Origin of the sequence: Marinobacter sp. 1-4A (genome assembly GCF_016597725.1) — a bacterium.
Lineage (GTDB): Bacteria > Pseudomonadota > Gammaproteobacteria > Pseudomonadales > Oleiphilaceae > Marinobacter.
This window is the reverse complement of record NZ_VCGY01000003.1, coordinates 467,886-487,409: the sequence shown is the minus strand read 5'-3', so window position 1 is coordinate 487,409 and position 19,524 is coordinate 467,886. Positions and strand designations below refer to the sequence as shown.

17 protein-coding genes and 1 tRNA gene are annotated in these 19,524 nt (G+C 55.2%); 5 read left to right on the top strand and 13 right to left on the bottom strand.

Going from position 1 to position 19,524, the window contains the following annotated elements; translation table 11 throughout:
- Window positions 1-441 (top strand): hypothetical protein, encoded by a 441-nt coding sequence (locus FE845_RS09270; protein WP_200363725.1) that lies wholly within the window; start codon window positions 1-3, stop codon window positions 439-441.
- Between the two features lie 94 nt (window positions 442-535).
- On the opposite strand, the gene FE845_RS09265 is transcribed toward FE845_RS09270, so the two are convergent.
- The 5 genes from FE845_RS09265 to FE845_RS09245 form a co-directional block, all read right to left on the bottom strand.
- A complete protein-coding gene (locus tag FE845_RS09265) occupies window positions 536-1,147 on the bottom strand; it encodes a cytochrome b/b6 domain-containing protein (RefSeq protein WP_200363723.1) in 612 nt (203 codons plus the stop codon).
- Window positions 1,144-2,754 carry a tetrathionate reductase family octaheme c-type cytochrome gene (locus FE845_RS09260; RefSeq protein ID WP_200363721.1) on the bottom strand — a complete coding sequence of 537 codons (1,611 nt, stop codon included), beginning with the start codon at window positions 2,752-2,754 and terminating at the stop codon, window positions 1,144-1,146. Before FE845_RS09260 ends, FE845_RS09265 begins: the two co-directional genes overlap by 4 nt.
- A gap of 61 nt (window positions 2,755-2,815) precedes the next feature.
- A complete protein-coding gene (locus FE845_RS09255) occupies window positions 2,816-3,361 on the bottom strand; it encodes a rhodanese-like domain-containing protein (RefSeq protein ID WP_200363719.1) in 546 nt (181 codons plus the stop codon).
- Between the two features lie 195 nt (window positions 3,362-3,556).
- Window positions 3,557-3,814, bottom strand: coding sequence for an RICIN domain-containing protein (locus FE845_RS18980; RefSeq protein ID WP_413785078.1), 258 nt, complete (start codon window positions 3,812-3,814; stop codon window positions 3,557-3,559).
- A gap of 154 nt (window positions 3,815-3,968) precedes the next feature.
- On the bottom strand, window positions 3,969-4,256 hold the full coding sequence (locus FE845_RS09245) for a hypothetical protein (RefSeq protein ID WP_200363714.1): 288 nt from the start codon (window positions 4,254-4,256) through the stop codon (window positions 3,969-3,971).
- 223 nt (window positions 4,257-4,479) lie between these two features.
- Between FE845_RS09245 and FE845_RS09240 the strand changes: the two genes are divergently transcribed.
- From FE845_RS09240 to FE845_RS09225, 4 genes are all read left to right on the top strand, one after another.
- Window positions 4,480-6,045 carry a phospholipase D family protein gene (locus tag FE845_RS09240; protein ID WP_227714201.1) on the top strand — a complete coding sequence of 522 codons (1,566 nt, stop codon included), beginning with the start codon at window positions 4,480-4,482 and terminating at the stop codon, window positions 6,043-6,045.
- A 201-nt stretch (window positions 6,046-6,246) separates the two neighbouring features.
- Window positions 6,247-7,245 carry an HlyD family secretion protein gene (locus FE845_RS09235; protein ID WP_200363712.1) on the top strand — a complete coding sequence of 333 codons (999 nt, stop codon included), beginning with the start codon at window positions 6,247-6,249 and terminating at the stop codon, window positions 7,243-7,245.
- Window positions 7,238-9,997, top strand: a complete 2,760-nt coding sequence (rbbA, locus tag FE845_RS09230; protein WP_227714200.1) for a ribosome-associated ATPase/putative transporter RbbA — start codon at window positions 7,238-7,240, stop codon at window positions 9,995-9,997. The genes FE845_RS09235 and rbbA overlap by 8 nt, the downstream gene beginning before the upstream one ends.
- 2 nt (window positions 9,998-9,999) lie before the next feature.
- Window positions 10,000-11,118 (top strand): ABC transporter permease, encoded by a 1,119-nt coding sequence (locus FE845_RS09225; protein WP_200363986.1) that lies wholly within the window; start codon window positions 10,000-10,002, stop codon window positions 11,116-11,118.
- Between the two features lie 80 nt (window positions 11,119-11,198).
- Here the strand turns inward: FE845_RS09225 and FE845_RS09220 are convergent.
- From FE845_RS09220 to def, 8 genes are all read right to left on the bottom strand, one after another.
- Window positions 11,199-11,275, bottom strand: a tRNA-Pro gene (locus FE845_RS09220).
- Between the two features lie 24 nt (window positions 11,276-11,299).
- Window positions 11,300-11,869, bottom strand: coding sequence for a D-glycero-beta-D-manno-heptose 1,7-bisphosphate 7-phosphatase (gene gmhB / locus FE845_RS09215; RefSeq protein WP_200363710.1), 570 nt, complete (start codon window positions 11,867-11,869; stop codon window positions 11,300-11,302).
- A gap of 3 nt (window positions 11,870-11,872) precedes the next feature.
- Window positions 11,873-13,954 (bottom strand): glycine--tRNA ligase subunit beta, encoded by a 2,082-nt coding sequence (gene glyS, locus FE845_RS09210; RefSeq protein ID WP_200363703.1) that lies wholly within the window; start codon window positions 13,952-13,954, stop codon window positions 11,873-11,875.
- Between the two features lie 2 nt (window positions 13,955-13,956).
- Complete coding sequence (gene glyQ / locus FE845_RS09205) at window positions 13,957-14,991, bottom strand: glycine--tRNA ligase subunit alpha (protein WP_200363699.1); 1,035 nt, start codon at window positions 14,989-14,991, stop codon at window positions 13,957-13,959.
- Between the two features lie 169 nt (window positions 14,992-15,160).
- Entirely contained in the window at window positions 15,161-16,537 is a 1,377-nt protein-coding gene (gene trkA, locus FE845_RS09200; protein WP_200363697.1) for a Trk system potassium transporter TrkA, read from the bottom strand.
- Window positions 16,534-17,835, bottom strand: a complete 1,302-nt coding sequence (gene rsmB / locus FE845_RS09195) for a 16S rRNA (cytosine(967)-C(5))-methyltransferase RsmB (protein ID WP_200363695.1) — start codon at window positions 17,833-17,835, stop codon at window positions 16,534-16,536. The genes trkA and rsmB overlap by 4 nt, the downstream gene beginning before the upstream one ends.
- Window position 17,836: 1 nt before the next feature.
- The gene (fmt, locus tag FE845_RS09190) at window positions 17,837-18,772 is read right to left on the bottom strand and encodes a methionyl-tRNA formyltransferase (RefSeq protein WP_200363693.1); all 936 of its coding nucleotides are present in this window, start codon (window positions 18,770-18,772) and stop codon (window positions 17,837-17,839) included.
- 103 nt (window positions 18,773-18,875) lie between these two features.
- Window positions 18,876-19,379, bottom strand: a complete 504-nt coding sequence (def, locus tag FE845_RS09185; RefSeq protein ID WP_200363690.1) for a peptide deformylase — start codon at window positions 19,377-19,379, stop codon at window positions 18,876-18,878.
- Between the last annotated feature and the right edge of the window lie 145 nt (window positions 19,380-19,524).

Here is a 19,524-nt window from a genome sequence, read left to right as displayed (position 1 = left end):
ATGATGAAATCACTCAAAGCACTTGTCGCGGCGGCCGTGGTTGCTGTTGCCCCTATCAGCGCTCAGGCAGGAGATCAGAAAATGGTTGAGGAAGTACTGGTGATTCTTTCAAGTGAATCCCTGCAAACTCAGGGCATGGCGATGGTGCTTTCCAACACCATGGCGCAACAGGGTGCCAAGGTGAACGTACTCTTGTGTGACAAAGCCGGCGATCTGGCCCTGAAAAGCTATGAGGCCCCTGCGCTAAAGCCGAAAGATGTAACCCCCGGTCAGATGCTGCGTGGTTTGCTGAAGCAAGGCGGAGTTGCCAACGTGTGTGCCCTGTATCTACCTAACAGCGATTACAGTAAGAGTGACCTGATTGATGGTGTAGGTGTTGCTACGCCACCTGAAATGGCCGGCCAGATGCTGAACCCGGCCATGCGTACCTTTACCTTCTAAGCTCTTTTTAGCTTTTGGTAAGACGAAAAAGCCGACCCTGTTCAATGCAAGGGTCGGCTTTTTTTGGCTGCTTAGTCAGCGGATAGTCAGTTCGTCAGGGCTTTTTCGCTGGCTCGTCTAACTCCTCATAGCCAGTCACCATAGGTTTGATATGGCTGGTGAGAGTGTGCCCCATCGTAGTCATGTACACATGAGCAATAATGAATACCAGCATGGCAAAAGCTGCAGCGGTGTGAACCAGAGCTACGGTTTCAAGGTTGAGCGCTCCTGCCAGCACGGCGGGCCAATCGTTGTAAAACAGATACAACAGGCCGCTTACCCAGATGATGGGTGAGATCACCAGCTTGAAGAACAGGTACGCCAATCGCTGCAGCGGGTTGTGCTTGGCTTTGCTGGTTTTGCGGTAAGGGTGTTTAGCCCCGGTAAAGGTGCCAATCAAGTAATAGTGCATTACCGCAAACAGTCCGTCGCGTGTGGGTACATACTGGCGCCACTCGCCGGTGGTGATGTGCCAGAAGATAGCAAACAGCCAAAGCACAATCAGTGACCAGGCCGCGATGGTGTGCAGCCGCGTGGCATCACCGAAGCCCAATAGTGAATAGCTGCCGTGGATCTCGAAGCCGGTAATCAGCAGGCTGAAAATCAGCAAAGCCTGAAACCAGTGCCAGAAGCGCTCAAACCGTTTAAAGATCATTACCCGGTTCATGATTGCTTCCTCTTACTGAATACCACGCGCGCAAGGGCGTGAAGCACAACACCTGCAAGGGTTAATGCCACCACCAGCCAACCGATGCGATCAAGCCAAACGTTGCTGCTGTGCCCCGGCATATAAATTCCACCAAGGCCAGCTAAGCGGCTTTCTGCTGTATGGCAGGCACTACAGCGCAGAGCTTGGTCGGCGGTGGGTACCATGTGGGTAATGGGCCAGTACATTCGGGTTTCTATAAAATCGAAGTTGCCACTAAACGGTAGCCCCGACTTCTCGCTGGCAAACTTCAGGGCTTTCGGCCAGTTGTAATTGCTCCAGAGCGAGGAATCATCAGCGCCAAATACGTGGGTTGCCAACAGGGTTTTGTATTCGGTGTCGAAAGGCTGCTTGCCCTGCATTAGCTTGAACGGCCAAATGCGGGAGCCGGGGTCGTTTGGTTCGCCGTCCAGTCGATTGATTTCAAGCGGCGGGTTATCAATATCAAACTGATCCTCCACCATGGTGTATTCAACGGTGCCATCAAACCAAGCGTAGTAAGGCACCACATTCTCACCGTGGCGGAAGTCCCCCTTCTCGCTCAGATAGCTCACATGGCCATCTGCATCGTAGGTGGCAATGGGTTTGCTGTTTTCATCGAGTTCGCCGGCCGTGGACCAGTCCCACCACATCTTGGTGGGTACACCTCCGCGAGCAAAGGCGGGTACGTGACAAGTCTGGCATGCCACTTTGTTCACGTGATCGTTCAGCTTTTCTTTCTCGTGGGGCGCAGGACCGTGGCAGGATTCGCAACTCGCCCGGCTGAGGTCTGTGTGGCCGGGGATATCAATGCCCAGAGTGTCTTTGGCGTTAACCTGATAGCGACTGCCGGACACGCTGTGGCCCCAAGTTGAATGGCAATCAGAACAGCTGAAATTGGCGCCATCGGGGGACATGTGTACATCAAGAGAGCGATCAGGAGAGACCAATGACGAGTCAAGGTCGCCGTGTTTTACACCATCGCCACCACCGCCATAGAAGTGGCAGCTACCGCAGTTAGCGCGGCCGGTAGCGCCCACGTTTTGGGCAATGTTGGGCAGGTCGGGCGGCTGAACCATCTTGCCGCTGCCTTTGGGCCATTCTCTGGGTATATAGGTTGGGCCGCCTGCAAGAGTAGGGAATTTCCAGTAATCGCCGGTGGTGTCGTGGCACACCAGGCAATCTACGGCAGAGTCCGCCTCTGGTGGCGGCTCGTTCATATCCTTCCAGCCATAGCCGACGTGGCACGAGGTACACCGGGGCTCATTGGTAACAGCCATACCGCAAAAGCTGTTGATAACCTTATTTTTACCTAAGGTTTGCCCGGTTTCTTTGTGTTGGTAGAGCCAGGTCCAATGGGTGGTTGCCTTGATTTGCCCGGCGGCCTCGGTGTGACACTCCAAACAGGCTTCGGTTACCTGACTGGCGGTTTCAAACGGGCCTTTGAGGGCTTTGAATTTGGTGTGGTCAGCGGTGGCAGGGCTGCGCTCAATGGCAGCCATGCCGGGGTTGCCTGTAAACATCAACAGGGCGGCCAAAGCGCTAATCACAAGGAACCTAGCCGGGTGAGTCTTGTTCAGCTTGGCCATGACGTCCTCCATATTTTTATCAGATTAAGGAATCGCCTGTGCCCTGCGGGTATAGCGGTTGTCAGGGCTGGTATATTTTTTCCGGGTTAAGCTTCATGGACCAGGGCAAACCATCGTTCTGCCAGCCGTTTACAATTCTCATGCCGGACTTTTCACCTTCTTTTGAACCGCTGCCCTGAAAGCCGTGATCGATGTACTTTACGTTGGTGAAACCGCGCTCCAGCAGGTAGTCCGCACTGGGCTTGCCACGGGTGGAGCCTGAGCGGCACATGGTTACGATTAATGCATCTTTGTTAAGCCCTTTATCCTTCAATGCCTGCTCAACACTGGCAGCAAAATCCGGATTGGGGGTCATGGCAAACCGGCCTTTATCAGCAAGAAACGTGCTGCGATCGGCCAACATGAAGGGAATGTTCTTGTCCACAACGTCGGTGAAACCGATAAACATGATTTCGACCGGGTCCCGCACATCAACGAACAACATCTGATCGCCTTGCTTTTGAACCAGATCGTAGGTTTCTTGCGGGGTTAGGGATAGAGCTTCTTCCGCTGAAGCGTGAAAGCTCAACCCGAAGGTTATGAGAAGTGCAGCCAGTAACAGCCTCATCGCGTTTTCTCCTGAAGTCGCAATACGGTAAGGGGGCAGCCTTAACCATACTCTTAACAGGTCTAAAGGTTAAACGATGGAATAAGCTTATAACTATAGATTTGACCAAGGTCAAAATAACTGGAGAAGAGCTGGTTCGCTTATCCTCTAGTCAGGAGGCGTGGGCTGTTGTTGAACCAGCTCATTCTGTACATGCTATTTGTCGAGAAGCACCTGTATAAGCTTTCCAGGCAACGCATTCAGTATCTGACTATCGGTTTTTTGTATGCCTTCCCACCGTTGGTTACCGCTGCTGTGGCAGCCCCACATCAGCACACGGTCTTGTGAATAATCGTAGTCCAGGCACTTTCCGTTACCTGCATTTCTCAGCCTGTCATTGTCATCGTAATTCCAGCTTTGATTGTTATTGTCAGAATCACACAATGCGAGACTTAGGTGCCCCTCGTATGGAATCAGGCAGTTCCAGGGTTGATCAAGCGGGTGTGCCCTACAACTGCCACGGGGGGCAGTTCAGGAATTTGGCCGTCAAAGGTTGTTTGAGTTAGCTCAATATCCACACCGTCGCGTCGGCACGTCAAGGTTGCCTCGGTGGGACGGAACATCGCCTCTACGTTGAAGTGCAGTTGGTTAACGCTGCTGCTGCTGTAAAGGGTTCCAATACCATTGCCGCCACTGAGCCCGTGCCCTTGGCGCCCGTTTTGATCTCGGTCTCGCCTCCGCTCTCGGTCTCGCCTCCGTTCTCGGTCTCGCTCCCGCTCTCAGTCTCGCCTTCGCTCCCGGCCTCGCCTCCGCTTTCGATCTGGCTTCCGCTTTCGACCTCATTGCTGCTGTCACTTCCACCACAGCCTGCCATAATCAGTGCAGCCAATACGCCTATCAGATTGTTTCTGAGCATTTCGAAATAGTCCTTAACTTTCGATGAATGCTGGGGAGTCTACGGCCCAGCACAAAATGCCCAACTGGTATTGCGTTACTTTTTGTACGCTGTGACGGTGGCCACTAAATTCGTTGTAGATGAAGGAGGTTGCCAAGATATTTATGCACTACGCATCGACGCATAGGATAGAAAAGAGCGGCTGCGTTTTGGGTAGAGACTTGATCAAAAAGGAGTCATTCAATTGATAAACCGACCCGGAAAGTATTTTCCGAGAGTGGTGGCTGTTCTGGCTATATTGTTGGCCATTGGCGGGTGCGCTCTACCTCCCATGACCGATCGCACCGATAGCTACTCGGTACCCAGTGAACAAACCGCAGATACCCGGCTGGGACGCGCAATTGCTCCTTTGGCGCAGGCACACCCGGGAGACAGCGGAATAGTGTTGCTGGAAAACGCCCACGATGCGTTTGTTGCCCGTGCCCTACTGGCCGAAGGTGCAGAAGCGACTCTGGATGTGCAGTATTACATCTGGCAATACGATATCACCGGAACCATGTTGCTTGATGCGCTCTACCGGGCTGCTGAGAGAGGTGTGCGGGTTCGCCTTTTGCTAGACGACAACGGCATTACCGGGCTGGATTCCGCTTTGGCCGCATTGAACACCCATCCGAATTTTGAGGTGCGGCTGTTTAATCCATTTGTGGTGCGCAACCCCAAGTGGATAGGCTTCCTTACCAGTTTTCCGCGCCTGAACCACCGCATGCACAACAAATCGTTCACAGCAGACAATCAGGCCACCATCATCGGCGGGCGCAACATTGCGGACGAGTATTTTGGTGCAGGCTCGGGCGCCCTGTTTGCTGACCTTGACGTGTTAGCTATTGGCCCCGTAGTCAGTGAGCTTTCTGATGATTTTGACCGCTATTGGTCAAGTGCTTCTGCCTATCCGGCAGCACTCATTCTGCCGGAAGCCGCAGAGGGTGACATGGCCAGAGTTGTGGGAACCGCTAGGGAGTGTAGTGCCAGCTCCGAGGCTAGCCGATACGTGTGTGCGGTGGCGGAATCTGCGTTACTGAAGAACTTGTTACAGGGCAACTTAGGGTTTATATGGGCGCCGGTTTCCATGGTCAGCGACGATCCGGCCAAAGTACTCGGAAAAAAGCCAAAGAACGGGTCCATGAGCCGACAGTTGGCCGAAGCTATGGGCAGCCCCGAACACTCGATAACATTGGTTTCGCCTTACTTTATCCCCACCAAGGCCGGGGTAGAGATATTCCGCAGTCTGGAGCGCAAAGGCGTTCACGTGCGCATACTCACCAACTCTCTGGAAGCCAACGACGTAGCCATGGTTCACGCCGGTTATGCCAAGTACCGCAAGCCGCTGCTGGAAGCCGGCGTGCAACTTTTTGAGTTACGCAAGGTGCCGGGCGAAGAGTCGGTGGAGCGTAAACTGCAAGACAACCTGATGGGCAGCTCCTCATCAAGCCTACACGCCAAAACCTTTGCGGTGGATGGCAAAAGGCTGTTTGTGGGTTCATTCAATTTTGACCCCCGCTCGGTTCATATCAACACTGAGCTAGGCTTTGTGATTGAGAGCCCGGAACTGACCCAGATGATGGAAGGCCACTTTGAAGAACAGGCCCGGATAACCGCTTACGAAGTGGTGCTGGATGGCTCGGACGATTTGCAGTGGATTGAACGCAATGGTGACGAAGAGGTTCGTTACAGCCATGATCCGGGAACCGGTTTGTTCAAGCGGATGCTGGTTTCGATTTTTTCGTTTTTGCCGATTGAGCATTTGTTGTAGGGGTGGCTTGGTTAAACCGTTTTTTTATTCGGCCTGCGTCGCCTTTAGTATCCGCTCTAGCTACTTGCGACATATGCTGAAGACTATAGAAAAGAGGCCTTACGCTTTGACGCGTGTCAGTTTGGCGCAGAAGTTTTTTTGTTACACTGATAGCAACCTAATTTTAACTGCAACAACTCATGCCTGCGCCAGGGAAGAACAATGTCCGGTTCAAAGTCCAAAGTTCGCCAGAAGCTTCTCATTACTCTTGCTGTGATCGCTGCTATTGCCATAGTCGCCTGGCAATTCTTGCCGGATAGCGACATGCTTCCAGAACACATTGCCTCCGGAAATGGCCGCATAGAGGCTACTCAGGTGGACATTGCCACCCGTATACCGGGCCGGTTGCAGAGCTTTTTTGTAGCTGAGGGCGACCTAATTGACGCCGGGAGTGCAGTGGCTGAAATGGACACTGATGAACTACTGGCAACCATGGCTGCCGCTCAGGCTACCCTGAATCAGGCAATAGAGGCCCGGAAGCTGGCCGAAGCCGTGGTGGTCCAGCGTGAAAGCGAACTCCGGCTGGCCCGAGCTGAGCTGGGCCGGATAGAGTCTTTGGTCGATAAAGGCCATGTCTCCCGCGAGCAGCTTGACCGTGCCCGCACCACTGCAGAAACTGCTGAAGCTGCATTGCAGGCATCGAAGGTTCAGGTAGCCTCTGCCGGTGCCGGTATTGAAGCAGCGAGAGCCAGCATTCGTAAGGTTCAAACCACGATTGACGACAGCCACCTTGTCAGCCCGATTGGCGGGCGCGTACTTTACCGTTTGGCTGAACCAGGCGAGGTGTTGGCGGCCGGAGGCAAGGTTGCAACGGTGATCGATGTTACAGATGTGTACCTCACCATTTTTCTGCCCACCGCCCAGGCCGGTAAGGTTCGGGTTGGTTCCGAAGCCCGTATTGTTCTGGATGCTCTGCCCGATTACGTAGTGCCGGCGGAGGTGAGTTTTGTGGCGGCCGAGGCCCAGTTCACGCCCAAGGCGGTGGAAACCCGCAGCGAGCGTGAGAAGTTGATGTTCCGGGTGCGCATAAGAATCAATGCGGAGTTGCTCGAAGCCTACCGCGATCGGGTTAAAACCGGTGTGCCGGGGGACGCCTATGTGCGCCTGGATGAAAGCCAGTCCTGGCCGGAGCAACTGGAAGTGAATCTGCCCAATGGTTGATCAGTGTAACGCCGACGCCATGGAGACAGAACCGGTTGCCCGGCTGGAGTCAATAAGCCACTACTACGGCAGCCGCACTGCCCTGCAAAACGTCAGCCTTGATGTACCCGCTGGCTGCATGGTGGGCCTGATTGGTCCCGATGGCGTGGGCAAGTCTACCTTGATGGGGTTGGTAGCCGGCGCCCGCGAGTTGCAACAGGGCCGTTTACAGGTGCTGGGTGGCGACATGGCCGATTCACGCTTTCGTAGCCAAGCCGCGCCGCGCATTGCCTTTATGCCTCAGGGCCTTGGCGGCAACCTCTATCACACCCTGACAATCGATGAGAACATCGGCTTTTTTGCCGACTTGTTCGGTTTGCGAGGAAAAAATCGCGCCAACCAAATTGACCGACTGCTTTCGGCCACCGGCCTGCTGGAGTTCCGCGACCGGCCCGCCGGCAAGCTTTCCGGCGGTATGAAGCAGAAGCTGGGGCTGTGCTGCGCCCTGATCCACAATCCGGAACTGTTGATTCTGGACGAGCCCACCACCGGCGTAGATCCACTTGCCCGTAAACAATTCTGGGATCTGATCGACTCTATCCGCGCCCAGCAACCCATCATGAGCGTGCTGGTGGCCACCGCCTATATGGAAGAGGCCGAGCGCTTCGACTGGCTGGTTGCCATGGACGGGGCCGCCATACTGGATACCGGGTCCCCTCAGGAGCTGAAGCAGAAAACCGGCACAGACACTCTTGACGAGGCCTTTATTGCCTTGCTGCCGGACGACCGGCAGGAAACCGCCGGCACAAACCCGAAAACCGCAGCGCCGACCGTAGTTTCAGCCGATGACATCCCGGCCATAGAAGCCCACAACCTCACCCTGCGCTTTGGTGACTTTACCGCAGTGAAAGACGTCAGCTTCACCATTCCCAAGGGCGAAATATTCGGTTTTCTGGGTTCCAACGGCTGTGGTAAAACAACCACCATGAAAATGCTGACGGGCCTGCTAACCCCAACCGAGGGCGAGGTCTCGCTGTTTGGTGCGCCTCTGGACTCCCGTGATCTGAGCACTCGCCAGCGCGTGGGTTACATGTCCCAGTCGTTCTCGCTCTATAGTGAGTTGACGGTGCGTCAGAATCTGGTGCTGCACGCCAAGTTGTTCCATATAGCGCCGGAGCGTATACAGCCCAGGATAGATGAGCTGGTTGACGAGTTTGATTTGGCCGATGTGATGGACGAGCTTGCCGGCGATTTGCCGCTGGGTGTTCGCCAGCGGTTGTCATTGGCGGTTGCGGTGGTGCACTCGCCGGAGCTGTTGATTCTCGATGAGCCTACTTCCGGAGTGGATCCAGCTGCTCGCAACAGTTTCTGGCGCCTGCTGCTGCGGTTATCCCGCGAAGACGGTGTCACCATTTTTATTTCCACCCACTTCATGAATGAAGGTGAACGTTGCGACCGGATTTCTCTGATGCACGCCGGCGAAGTGGTGGCCTGCGACACCCCTGCTGCACTGATTGAGCAGGCCGGGGCAGAGAATCTGGAAGGCGCCTTTATGCAAACGCTTGAGGCAGCCATCGATCCGTCCACAAGTCAGGGCGACGGTAAGGTACTGGGCTCCGACAGCGCCTCTCAGCCTCGTCACCGGCGTTTCAGCTGGCAAAGGTTGCTGGCATACGCCCGGCGCGAAACCCGCGAGCTGCTGCGCGACCCTATTCGCATGTCGTTTGCGTTCATCGGTTCAGCCTTGTTGATGATGATTCTGGGCTACGGCATTACGCTGGATGTGGAAGATCTGCCCTTTGCGGTTCTGGATCAGGACCAGAGCCCCCAAAGCCGCGACTACATAACCGCTGTCTCCGGCTCCCGGTATTTCATTGAGCAACCCGCGCTATCCAATGTGGAAGAGTTGGAACGGCGAATGCAGTCCGGCGAGCTCAGTTTGGCGCTGGCCATACCGCCGGGCTTCGGTAAGGATATCAAGCGCGGCCAGTCCGCTGATATTGCCGTGTGGGTAGATGGCGCTATGCCGTTTCGTGGCGAAACCATTCAAGGATATATCCAGGGGCTCCACTTCAGCTATCTGAAAGACCTGGCGCTTCGCACCTATGGCGCCGTGCCAACGCTGAGCTTGGTGACCATCGAATCCCGCTACCGCTACAATCAGGACTTCCGGAGCCTCGACGCCATGGTGCCAGCGGTTATCCCGATTTTGCTGGTGTTCATTCCGGCCATCCTGATGGCGCTGGGTATTGTGCGGGAGAAGGAGCTGGGCTCGATCACCAATTTGTATGTAACACCGGTGAACCGGCTGGAGTTCCTGCTGGGTAAACAGCTGCCTTATATCGGGTTCAGCATGTTGAGCTATGCCAGCCTAGTGCTGCTGGCGATTTTCCTGTTCGATGTGCCCGTGAAAGGCGGTGTGCTGACACTGACCCTGGGCGCTCTGCTGTTCGTAACGGCCACCACCGGTCTGGGTCAGGTTATCTCGGCCTTTGCCTCTACTCAGGTAGCCGCGCTGGCAGCCACCGCCATCGTTACCATACTGCCCACCATTCAGTTCTCCGGCATGACAGAGCCGGTGTCGTCACTGGAGGGTGCCGGTGCGGTTATCGGCCAGTTCTGGCCCGCCACCTGGTTTTTGCAGATCAGCCGTGGTGTGTTTACCAAGGGGCTTACGTTTGCTGATCTGCAGTATTCTTTCCTGATCCTGGCGGCGTTTATTCCGATGCTTACGCTGATGTCTGTGTTCCTACTTCGTAAACAGGGGCGTTGATGATGGAATCAATCGTCAATATCTGGAATCTGGGAATGAAAGAACTGCGCAGCATCTGGAGCGATAAGGTGCTGCTGGTGTTTGTCGTACTGGCATTTACCCTGATAGTCTATACCGCAGGCTCTGCTGGTTCCATGGAGCTGAACAACACGCCCGTTGCAGTTGTGGATGAAGAACAGACCGCGTTGTCTGGCCACATTATCGATTCCTTGCAGCAGCCTTGGTTTCTTGAGCCCGATCACATCAGCTTTGGCCAGATAGATACCGTGCTGGACAGCGGCAGCCACACCTTCGCACTGGTGATTCCCGAGGGCTTTGAGCGCGATATGCGCACCGGGCGTGTAACCAGCCTTCAGCTGAATATTGATGCCACACGCATGACCCAGGCCTTCATCGGTTCCCGTTACATCGAGCAAATGGTCACCATGGAGGTGGCGGAATTCTTGCGCCGTGATAGTGCCAGTGCCGCCTTGCCAATCAATCTAGTGGTTCATGCCAGCTTCAATCCGAATCTGGAAGGCACCTGGTTTGGTGGGGTGATGGAACTGATCACCATGATCACCATGATCAGTATTATTCTGTCGGGAGCGGCGCTGATTCGGGAGCGCGAACACGGCACGGTGGAGCACCTGATGGTCATGCCCATCCGGCCTTTTGAAATCATGGCGGCAAAAGTGTGGGCCAACGGGCTTATTGTGATGCTGGCGGCGATTTTTTCGGTGATGGTGATTGTCCAGCAAGTACTCGGGGTGCCAATACAGGGCTCGCTGCTGCTGTTTTTCTTCGGTGCCTTGATTCACCTGTTCTCCACCACCGCCATTGGCATTTTGATTGGCACTGTGGCGCGCACCATGCCCCAGTTCGGCCTGTTGTTGATACTCACCATCATCCCCCTGCAGTTGCTCTCAGGCGGCATAACACCAAGGGAAAGCATGCCCGATCTGGTGCAGAACATCATGCTTGCAGCGCCCACCACCCACTTCGTCAGCATGGCGCAAGCCATCCTGTACCGTGGCGCGGGGCTGGAGGTGATATGGCCACAAATGCTGGCGCTGGCGGGTATAGGTGTGGTGTTTTTCAGTGCTGCGTTGGCGCTGTTCAGGCGGCATTTGTCGGTCTAGAAGTCAGTAGCCTGCGGATTGCGTTGGTAAGGGTTCAGGCGAATAAACAGGGAGGAGGATAGCTGGGGAAAGCGACAAAATGGTCGGCGTGGCAGGATTCGAACCTGCGACCCCTTCGTCCCGAACGAAGTGCGCTACCAAGCTGCGCCACACGCCGATTAACCGCCGGTATTATACGGGTTCACTTACTCTTTTCCAGCCCTGGGCCGGATAAAAACGCATCCGTGAAAGCACTAAGGTGATCGTATATTGCCACTTTAGCGCTGGGGATCGGGCGGGTTTTCAGATGGTGTTCTGTGTCTTTGCCATTGCCGGTTCTGACCAGTACAGGCTGGCAGTCTTCCGCAATGCCAGCTTCCAGATCTTTGCGGCTGTCCCCTACCATAATGGCACCCTTGAGGGTGTTCAGTTGTAGGTGATCACGGATTTGTTTCAGTAGACCGGTGAGTGGCTTGCGGCAAGCGCAACCGTCATCCGGAAGGTGTGGGCAGTATGCAATGAACTCAATGCGTCCGCCCATAGCCTCCAGCAGTTGCGTCATCTTTTCGTGCATGCCATCCAGTATGTCGGTGCCGTAGAACCCGCGGGCAATGCCCGATTGATTGGTGGCGATGGCTATGCGATGGCCCGCTTTGTAAAGCCGTGCCATCGCCTCGATACTGCCGGGAATGGGTTGCCAATCATCCACAGAGCAGATGTAGTTGCCATCGTATTCGTTGATGACCCCGTCCCGGTCGAGGATGATTAGCATCGGTCAGCCAGCGGTGGGCAGCAGTGATATATCGGCAACGCGCAAGAACAGGTTGTGCAGCCGGTTCAACAATGCGAGGCGGTTATCTCGCACGGCGTCATCTTCTGCCATCACCATCACTTCGGTAAAGAAGCTGTCTACAGGCTCTTGCAGACTGGCCAGTGACTGCAGCGCGTTGGCGTAATTGCCTTGCTCAAACAGTGGAATCACCTTGTCAGCTTGCTGCTCTACCTGTGCTGCCAGTGTTTTCTCGGCGGCATCTTGCAGCAGGTTGCTGTTTACGTTTTCCCCAACGCTGTCTCCGCCCTGCTTGGACAGGATGTTGGAAACACGCTTGTTGGCACCGGCGAGCGCTTGGGCTTCCGGTAGTTGGCGGAAGGCTTCCACCGCCTTTACCCGGCGATCAAAATCCAGTGGGCGTGTAGGCCGACGGGCGTGAACAGCCAGGAATACCTCGGCACCAATGCCGCGCTCATCGTAGTAGGCGCGGAACCGGTCGAGCATGTAGTCCACTACGTTGGAGGCAGTGTTATCTTCAGTCAGCCCGGAGAAGTTTTCTTCCGCCCATTCGCAGCACGTTTGCAGATCCAGCGGCAGTTCCCGCTCAATAATGATGCGCAGTACGCCCAAAGAGGCCCGGCGCAGGGCGAAGGGGTCGCGGGTGCCGGAGGGTGGCTGGCCGATACCAAATAGCCCTACCAAGGAATCCAGACGGTCTGCAATGGCGAGTGCGCAGCTGGTCATGGTTGTAGGTAGGCCATCTTTAGCGAAGCGGGGCATGTACTGTTCGTTCATGGCCTTGGCCACATCTGCAGGCTCGCCGTCGTCGGCTGCGTAGTACTGGCCCATAATGCCCTGAAGGTCGCTGAACTCCAGCACCATCTCGGTTACCAGATCCGTCTTGGCCAGCATGGCGGCACGTTCAGCCAGAGCGGGATCGCTGCCAATGGCGGCGGCGATTTTCTTCGCCAATGCGGCTACCCGCACAGACTTATCGTAAATACTGCCGAGTTTCTCCTGAAAGACAATCGGCTTGAGCCTTTCTACGCGGTCTTCCAAACGGGTCTTGCGGTCGTTTTCGTAGAAGAAAGCGGCATCCGCCAGCCGTGGCCGAATCACTTTTTCGTTGCCGGAGATAACCTGAGAAGGGTCTTTGCTCTCAATGTTCGCAACGGTTACAAACAAGGGCAGCATGTCGCCGTCGGTGCTTACCACGTGGAAGTATTTTTGGTGCTCTTCCATGGAGGAAATGAGAGCTTCTGCCGGCACTTCCAAGAAGCGTTTGTCAAACCGCCCCATAAGCGGTACTGGCCACTCGTTAAGGCCGGTGACTTCATCCAAAAGGTCTTCGTTGATCACTGCCTTGCCACCTGCCTCAGCTTCAGCAAGAGCGCTGACGCCGGAGCGAATCATTTCTCTGCGCTTGGCAAAATCGGCAATCACATAGCCTTCTTGCTCAAGAACAACTTCGTAATCGGTTGGCGTTGGGATGATCAGTGTTTTTGGGCAATGAAAGCGGTGGCCCATGGTTTTGTTGCCTGGCGTCAGCCCCATGATGGGCGTATCAATAACTTTATTGCCGAACAGCATAACCAGCCAATGTACAGGCCGAACGAACTCAGTGCGGTGAGCGCCCCAGCGCATGCGCTTGGGAATAGGCAGCGACGCAAGCGATTGCTCAACCAGCCCGGACATCAGATCCACCGTTGGCTTGCCTTGCTCTACGGTGCGGTAAACCAACCAGGCACCTTTATCGGTTTCCAGCGTGTCGAGCTGATCCGGAGTTACGCCCAGAGAGGTGGCGAAGCCGGTAAGAGCACGTGTTGGGTTGCCGGAGTCATCAAACGCGGCTTTCACGGCCGGGCCGCGTTTTTCAACGGGCTTGTCGGGCTGGGCATCGGCCAGATCGCGTATGCGTACAGCTATCCGGCGAGGCGTAGCAAAGGTTTCTACCTTACCGAATGCGATGCCAGCTTCTTCCAGACCCTTGGTGATACCCTGAGTGAACGCATCAGACAGTGGCTTGAGTGCTTTCGAGGGCAGTTCTTCAACGCCCAGTTCGACCAGAAAATCCTGCTTTGCCATGATTATGCGTTTCCCTGTTCCTGTTGTGCCTGCTTCGCTTTTTTGCCTTTCTTGCCGTTGGCCTTGTTATCGGCGGCTTCGGCGACGGCTAATACTTCTTGGCGCAATGCTTCCGGGGCTAGCGGGAAGCCGAGTTTGCGGCGGCTGTCGAAGTACGCCTGAGCAACAGCCCGAGCCAGAGTGCGTACACGCAAAATGAAGCGCTGGCGCTCGGTAACGGAGATAGCGTGGCGGGCGTCCAATAGGTTAAATGTGTGAGAAGCCTTCAAAACCTGCTCATAAGCAGGCAACGCAAGGCCCGCTTCGATCAACCGGGCACTTTCACGCTCGTGCACATCAAAGCTCTGGAACAGAAACTCAACGTCTGCGTACTCAAAGTTGTACGTGGACATTTCCACCTCTTGCTGGTGGAACACGTCGCCATAGGTGACTACGCCGTCCGGGCCTTCGGTCCATACCAGATCGTAAACGCTGTCTACGCCTTGCAAGTACATGGCGATGCGCTCAAGACCGTACGTCAGCTCGCCGGTGACCGGGTAGCATTCAAGGCCGCCCACTTGTTGGAAGTAGGTAAACTGGGTGACTTCCATACCGTTCAACCAGATTTCCCAACCCAGACCCCAGGCGCCGAGCGTGGGCGATTCCCAGTTGTCTTCTACAAAACGAATGTCGTGCACCAGAGGGTCAAGCCCTAGTGCTTTCAGCGAATCGAGATAAAGTTCCTGAATATTGTCTGGCGACGGCTTGAGTACCACCTGAAACTGATAGTAATGCTGCAGGCGGTTGGGGTTTTCGCCATAGCGACCGTCAGTTGGGCGGCGACTCGGTTGTACGTAGGCAGCGTTCCAGGTTTCCGGCCCTATGGCCCGAAGGAAGGTAGCCGGGTGAAAGGTACCTGCGCCCACTTCCATATCCAATGGTTGAAGCACAACGCAGCCGTGCTGCGCCCAGAAATTTTGCAGAGCCAAAATCAAGCCTTGAAAAGTCTTGATGTCTGGAGTGCTGTTCGTTGCCTTGTCTGTCGCCTTCTCTTTCACAACGTTTGCCTGCTGATTCGGTCTGTGTGTAGCCACTCTTTTATATCGATCGCATTCATCGCGCCAATCTCGGGCTCATTCGCCCGCAAGAGGGTCATTCGGAAAAAAGGCGCATTATACGCTCGCCAAAGCGGTATTTCTAAGTAGTCTTCATGCTATTGATTTTGAACTAGAAGAACGTTAGCCCCACGGCGAAAAGCTTCTCAACCTCCCGTACCCGGGATTTATCTACCAGGAACAGAATAACGTGGTCGTCTGGTTGCACACGCAAGTGATCATGTGCGATCAGCACTTCATTGAGGCGAACAATTGCGCCAATGGTCGCACCTTGAGGCAGGTTGATTTCATCCAGCCGCCGGCCAACGACTTTTGAGGACTTATGATCCCCATGGGCAATGGCTTCGATTGCCTCGGCAGCGCCCCTACGCAGTGAGTGAACGTTTACAACGTCGCCACGGCGTACATGGGTGAGCAGGCTGCCAATGGTGGTTTGCTGGGGAGAAATCGCCACATCAATCTCGCCGCCCTGAATCAAGTCCACATAGTCGGGGTTGTTGATCAGGGTGAATACTTTGCGGGCGCCCAAACGCTTGGCCAGCAAAGACGCCATGATATTGGCTTCGTCATCGTTGGTAACTGCGATGAACACATCGGTATTCTCAATGTTTTCTTCCAGCAGAATGTCTTTGTCTGCAGCATTGCCTTCGAGCACAACCGTTTTGCGCAGGCTTTCGGAAAGCAGCACACAGCGCTCGTGGTCGCGTTCAAGCAGCTTTACCTGATAACGGTCTTCCAAGGTGTAGGCTAAACGCTGGCCGATGTTGCCACCGCCGCAGATAAAAATACGTTTGTAGTTTTTTACCAGCGGTTGCAGCTCGCTCATCACCGAGCGTATGTGATCGGCGCCAGCGATAAAAAACACTTCGTCGCCGTCTTCAAGCACCGTGTCGCCTTTGGGCATAATGGCTCGGTCTTTGCGGAAAATGGCGGCAACCCGGGTTTCTATTTTCGGCATGTGCGTGCGCAGATAGGACAGCTCTCGGCCCACCAGCGGCCCACCTTCGGTGGCGCGGATAGCCACTAGCCGAACCAGACCTTTGGAGAATTCCAGAACCTGCAGGGCACCCGGGTATTCAACCAACCGTGTAATGTGACGGGTAACCAGATGCTCCGGGCTGATCATTACATCGATCGGGAAGCCGCTTTCTCGGCCGAACAGTTTTTTGTTCGAAAGGTAAGCGCTGGCTCTCACCCGGCTGATGAGTTTGGGCGTGCTGTACAGAAGCGAGGCTATTTGACAGGCGACCATGTTGGTTTCGTCGCTGTTGGTGACAGCAATCAGCATGTCTGCGTCTTCCGCATTCGCCTGGCTCAGCACCGTGGGGTAGGAGGCCATGCCCTGTACGGTTCGAATATCAAGACGATCCTGCAGCTCCCGAAGCCGTATTGCATCTGTGTCTATGACGGTAATGTCGTTGGCTTCGCTGGCTAGATTCTCTGCCAGAGTACCACCCACTTGGCCAGCACCGAGGATCAGGATATTCATGATTCAGGTTTCTCCAGCACGGCATAGAAAAAGCCGTCATGGCTGATTGGATCGGGTAGAAGCTGTCGCCCTGCGCCCATATCGCGGCCCCATTGAACCTCTGGTTCAATCAGAACAGCGCTGCTTTGCTGCTTAATAAACCTTTGGATTATACGGTGGTTTTCCTGTGGGAACACGGAACAGGTGGCGTATACCAAGCGCCCGCCCGGTTTGAGCACGGCCCACATGGCGTCGAGTAGCCCAAGTTGTATTGCTGCCAATGGCACAATATCGGTTTCCCGGCGCAGTAATTTGATATCCGGATGGCGGCGGATTACGCCGCTGGCGCTGCAAGGCACGTCGAGCAATATGCGATCAAATGCTTGACCGTCCCACCATTGCTCTATATCTGCTGCATCGGCCTGAAGCAAATTGGCCTGCAAGTCCAATCGGTCTAGGTTTTCTTGAACCCGTGGCAGTCGCGCAGCAGATTCGTCGATAGCGACCACCTCGGCAAGCTCTGCCTGGCTTTCCAGAATGGCACAGGTTTTACCCCCTGGTGCCGCGCAGGCATCCAAAACCCGTTGGCCGGGGGCTAGGTCTAACAGTGTGGTGCAAAGCTGCGCAGCTTCGTCTTGCACGCTAACGGCGCCGTCAGCGAACCAAGGCAGCTGATCAACCGGTGCTGGACGGCCCAGTTGGATGCCGTGAGGTGCAAAGCGGGTGGCACTAGCTTCGATGCCTGCTTCGTTTAATAGCGCGAGATACTCGTCGCGACTGAAGCGCAGAGCATTGACCCTAAGCGTCATGGGAGCTTGGGCATTATTTGCTTCCATAATCTGCTGCCAATGGTCGGGCCAGTTATGGCGCAGTTTTTCCACCATCCATACGGGGTGGCTGAAACGGCTGGAATCGTCTCCCGGTTCCGGGGCACCTTCGCGTTCAGCGGCCCGCAAAATACCGTTCACCAAACCGGTGAGGTGGGGCTTGTCGAGTGCGCGACACGCTTCCACAGATTCGTTCAGAACAGCGTAAGTAGCCTGCTGGCTGAAACGGAGTTGGAAAAGCGCGACCAGCATCAGGTGGTGAACAATGCGATCCTGTCTTTTAATCGGTTTTTTGAGCCGACTATTCAGCTCGCTGTCGAGGCGGTGAAACCAGCGGCAAGTGCCGTAGCACAGGGCCTGCAGCACAGGGCGCTCGTTGGGCGCGAGACGTTGCAGAGCAGGAGGTAGGCATTGCGATAAAGACTCGCCCTCTTCTACCGCCAGCAGAACATCCGCAGCAACAGCGCGCATGGGCACATAGTAGTCGCCCATGTTAGTTCAGCTCCTGTCCGGGTAGCAGCAGTTGTTTGCCACCGTTGATTAAGTCATTCACGCTCTGGGCCCGGGACCCTGGTAGTTGCAGGCGCGTAATGCGTAGAGTGCCGGTGCCACAGGCGATATCAATACCTTCTCTCTCCCGCGTGATGACGGTGCCGGGCGGATTTTGACTCTGCTCATCGGTGGCTGTGGCCTCGTGGATTCGCAGGCGTTGCTGCTCAAGGTCTGTATAAGTGCCGGGCCATGGGTTGAAGGCGCGAATCAGGCGCTCTATGTTTTGTGCGCTTTGGGTCCAGTCAATATGGCCTTCTTCTTTTGACAGCTTGTGGGCATAGCATGCCTGCTCGTCACTCTGCGCTTCGCCTTGAAGCTTGCCTTTTTCCAGCAGCTCCAAAGCGTCTAGGAGCGCTTGGCCGCCCATTTGTGCAAGGCGGTCATGAAGGCTGCCGCCGGTATCGTTTGATTCAATAGCCGTGGCGGATTTCAGCAGCATGTCGCCGGTATCCAATCCCTTGTCCATCTGCATGATGGTAATACCGGTATTTTCGTCGCCCGCGGCAATCGCGCGTTGGATGGGGGCTGCGCCGCGCCAACGGGGTAAAAGCGATGCGTGAATGTTGAGGCAGCCATGAACGGGTATCGCCAAAACCGCCTCTGGCAGAATCAACCCATAGGCTGCAACAATCATCACATCCGGTTGGAGGTTGGCCAGTTCTTGCTGTGCTTCCGGAGTTTTCAGGCTTTCCGGCTGAAACACCGGGATTCCGTTGTCTAGCGCAACTTGTTTGACGGGGCTGGGCTGAAGCTTGCGACCCCTACCGGCTGGCCGGTCTGGCTGGGAGTAAACGCCCACAAGGGTGTGGTGGGTGCCCAATAAAGCGCTTAGGGCGGTGGCTGCGAAATCCGGGGTGCCGGCAAAAACGAGTCGCACGGTGTTGGGTCTCTGTTTCGTTGAATACGAAAAGACCGGGCGTTGCCCGGTCCGATACTTATCAAGCGTTCTGCAATTTACTCGCGCGCCTGTCAGGCAATATTCACGCGCTCTGCTTTTGCTGCTTTTCCAGCTTCTTGCGAATGCGGTTGCGCTTAAGGTTGCTCAGGTAATCCACGAACAACTTGCCATTCAGGTGGTCCATCTCGTGTTGGATACACACCGCCAAAAGGCCCCGAGCTTCGAGCTCAAACGGCTTTCCATCGCGATCCAGAGCGCGAATAATGCAGTGTTCCACCCGCTCGACGTCTTCATAAAATCCGGGCACCGAGAGACAACCTTCTTGCATGGCTTCGCGCTCACCATCGAGGACTTCAACCTGCGGGTTGATAAATACCCGTGGCTCGCTTTTGTCCTCGGACAAATCCATCACAATGATTTGCTTGTGCACGTTGACCTGAGTGGCGGCCAAACCAATGCCGGGCGCATCGTACATGGTCTCGAACATATCGTCGATCAGTGTGCGGTCGGCGTCTGTCAGTTCGTCTACCGGCTTGGCAATAGTGCGAAGACGGGGGTCCGGGTATTCAAGAATATCTAGTATCATAGTGCTCGTACTTTTGGCCTGTATGACGAACGTCAGGAATTTCGGCTGACATTCTGAATGACTAACGGCTTGGGCGAAATTTTAACGTTGCCTTTTGTAACTGTGTGAAAGCGATCTCTGAATTGAGACAGCAAAGAGCGCAAAT

Coding starts and splice junctions, on each gene's coding strand:
- glyS (WP_200363703.1), bottom strand. CDS start 13,954: ATGGCAAAGCAGGATTTTCTGGTCGAACTGGGCGTTGAAGAACTGCCC.
- def (WP_200363690.1), bottom strand. CDS start 19,379: ATGATACTAGATATTCTTGAATACCCGGACCCCCGTCTTCGCACTATT.
- FE845_RS09255 (WP_200363719.1), bottom strand. CDS start 3,361: ATGAGGCTGTTACTGGCTGCACTTCTCATAACCTTCGGGTTGAGCTTT.
- gmhB (WP_200363710.1), bottom strand. CDS start 11,869: ATGCTAATCATCCTCGACCGGGACGGGGTCATCAACGAATACGATGGC.
- rbbA (WP_227714200.1), top strand. CDS start 7,238: ATGGTTGATCAGTGTAACGCCGACGCCATGGAGACAGAACCGGTTGCC.
- FE845_RS09265 (WP_200363723.1), bottom strand. CDS start 1,147: ATGAACCGGGTAATGATCTTTAAACGGTTTGAGCGCTTCTGGCACTGG.
- trkA (WP_200363697.1), bottom strand. CDS start 16,537: ATGAATATCCTGATCCTCGGTGCTGGCCAAGTGGGTGGTACTCTGGCA.
- FE845_RS09270 (WP_200363725.1), top strand. CDS start 1: ATGATGAAATCACTCAAAGCACTTGTCGCGGCGGCCGTGGTTGCTGTT.
- FE845_RS09260 (WP_200363721.1), bottom strand. CDS start 2,754: ATGGCCAAGCTGAACAAGACTCACCCGGCTAGGTTCCTTGTGATTAGC.
- FE845_RS09225 (WP_200363986.1), top strand. CDS start 10,000: ATGGAATCAATCGTCAATATCTGGAATCTGGGAATGAAAGAACTGCGC.
- FE845_RS09235 (WP_200363712.1), top strand. CDS start 6,247: ATGTCCGGTTCAAAGTCCAAAGTTCGCCAGAAGCTTCTCATTACTCTT.
- rsmB (WP_200363695.1), bottom strand. CDS start 17,835: ATGGGCGACTACTATGTGCCCATGCGCGCTGTTGCTGCGGATGTTCTG.
- FE845_RS09245 (WP_200363714.1), bottom strand. CDS start 4,256: ATGCTCAGAAACAATCTGATAGGCGTATTGGCTGCACTGATTATGGCA.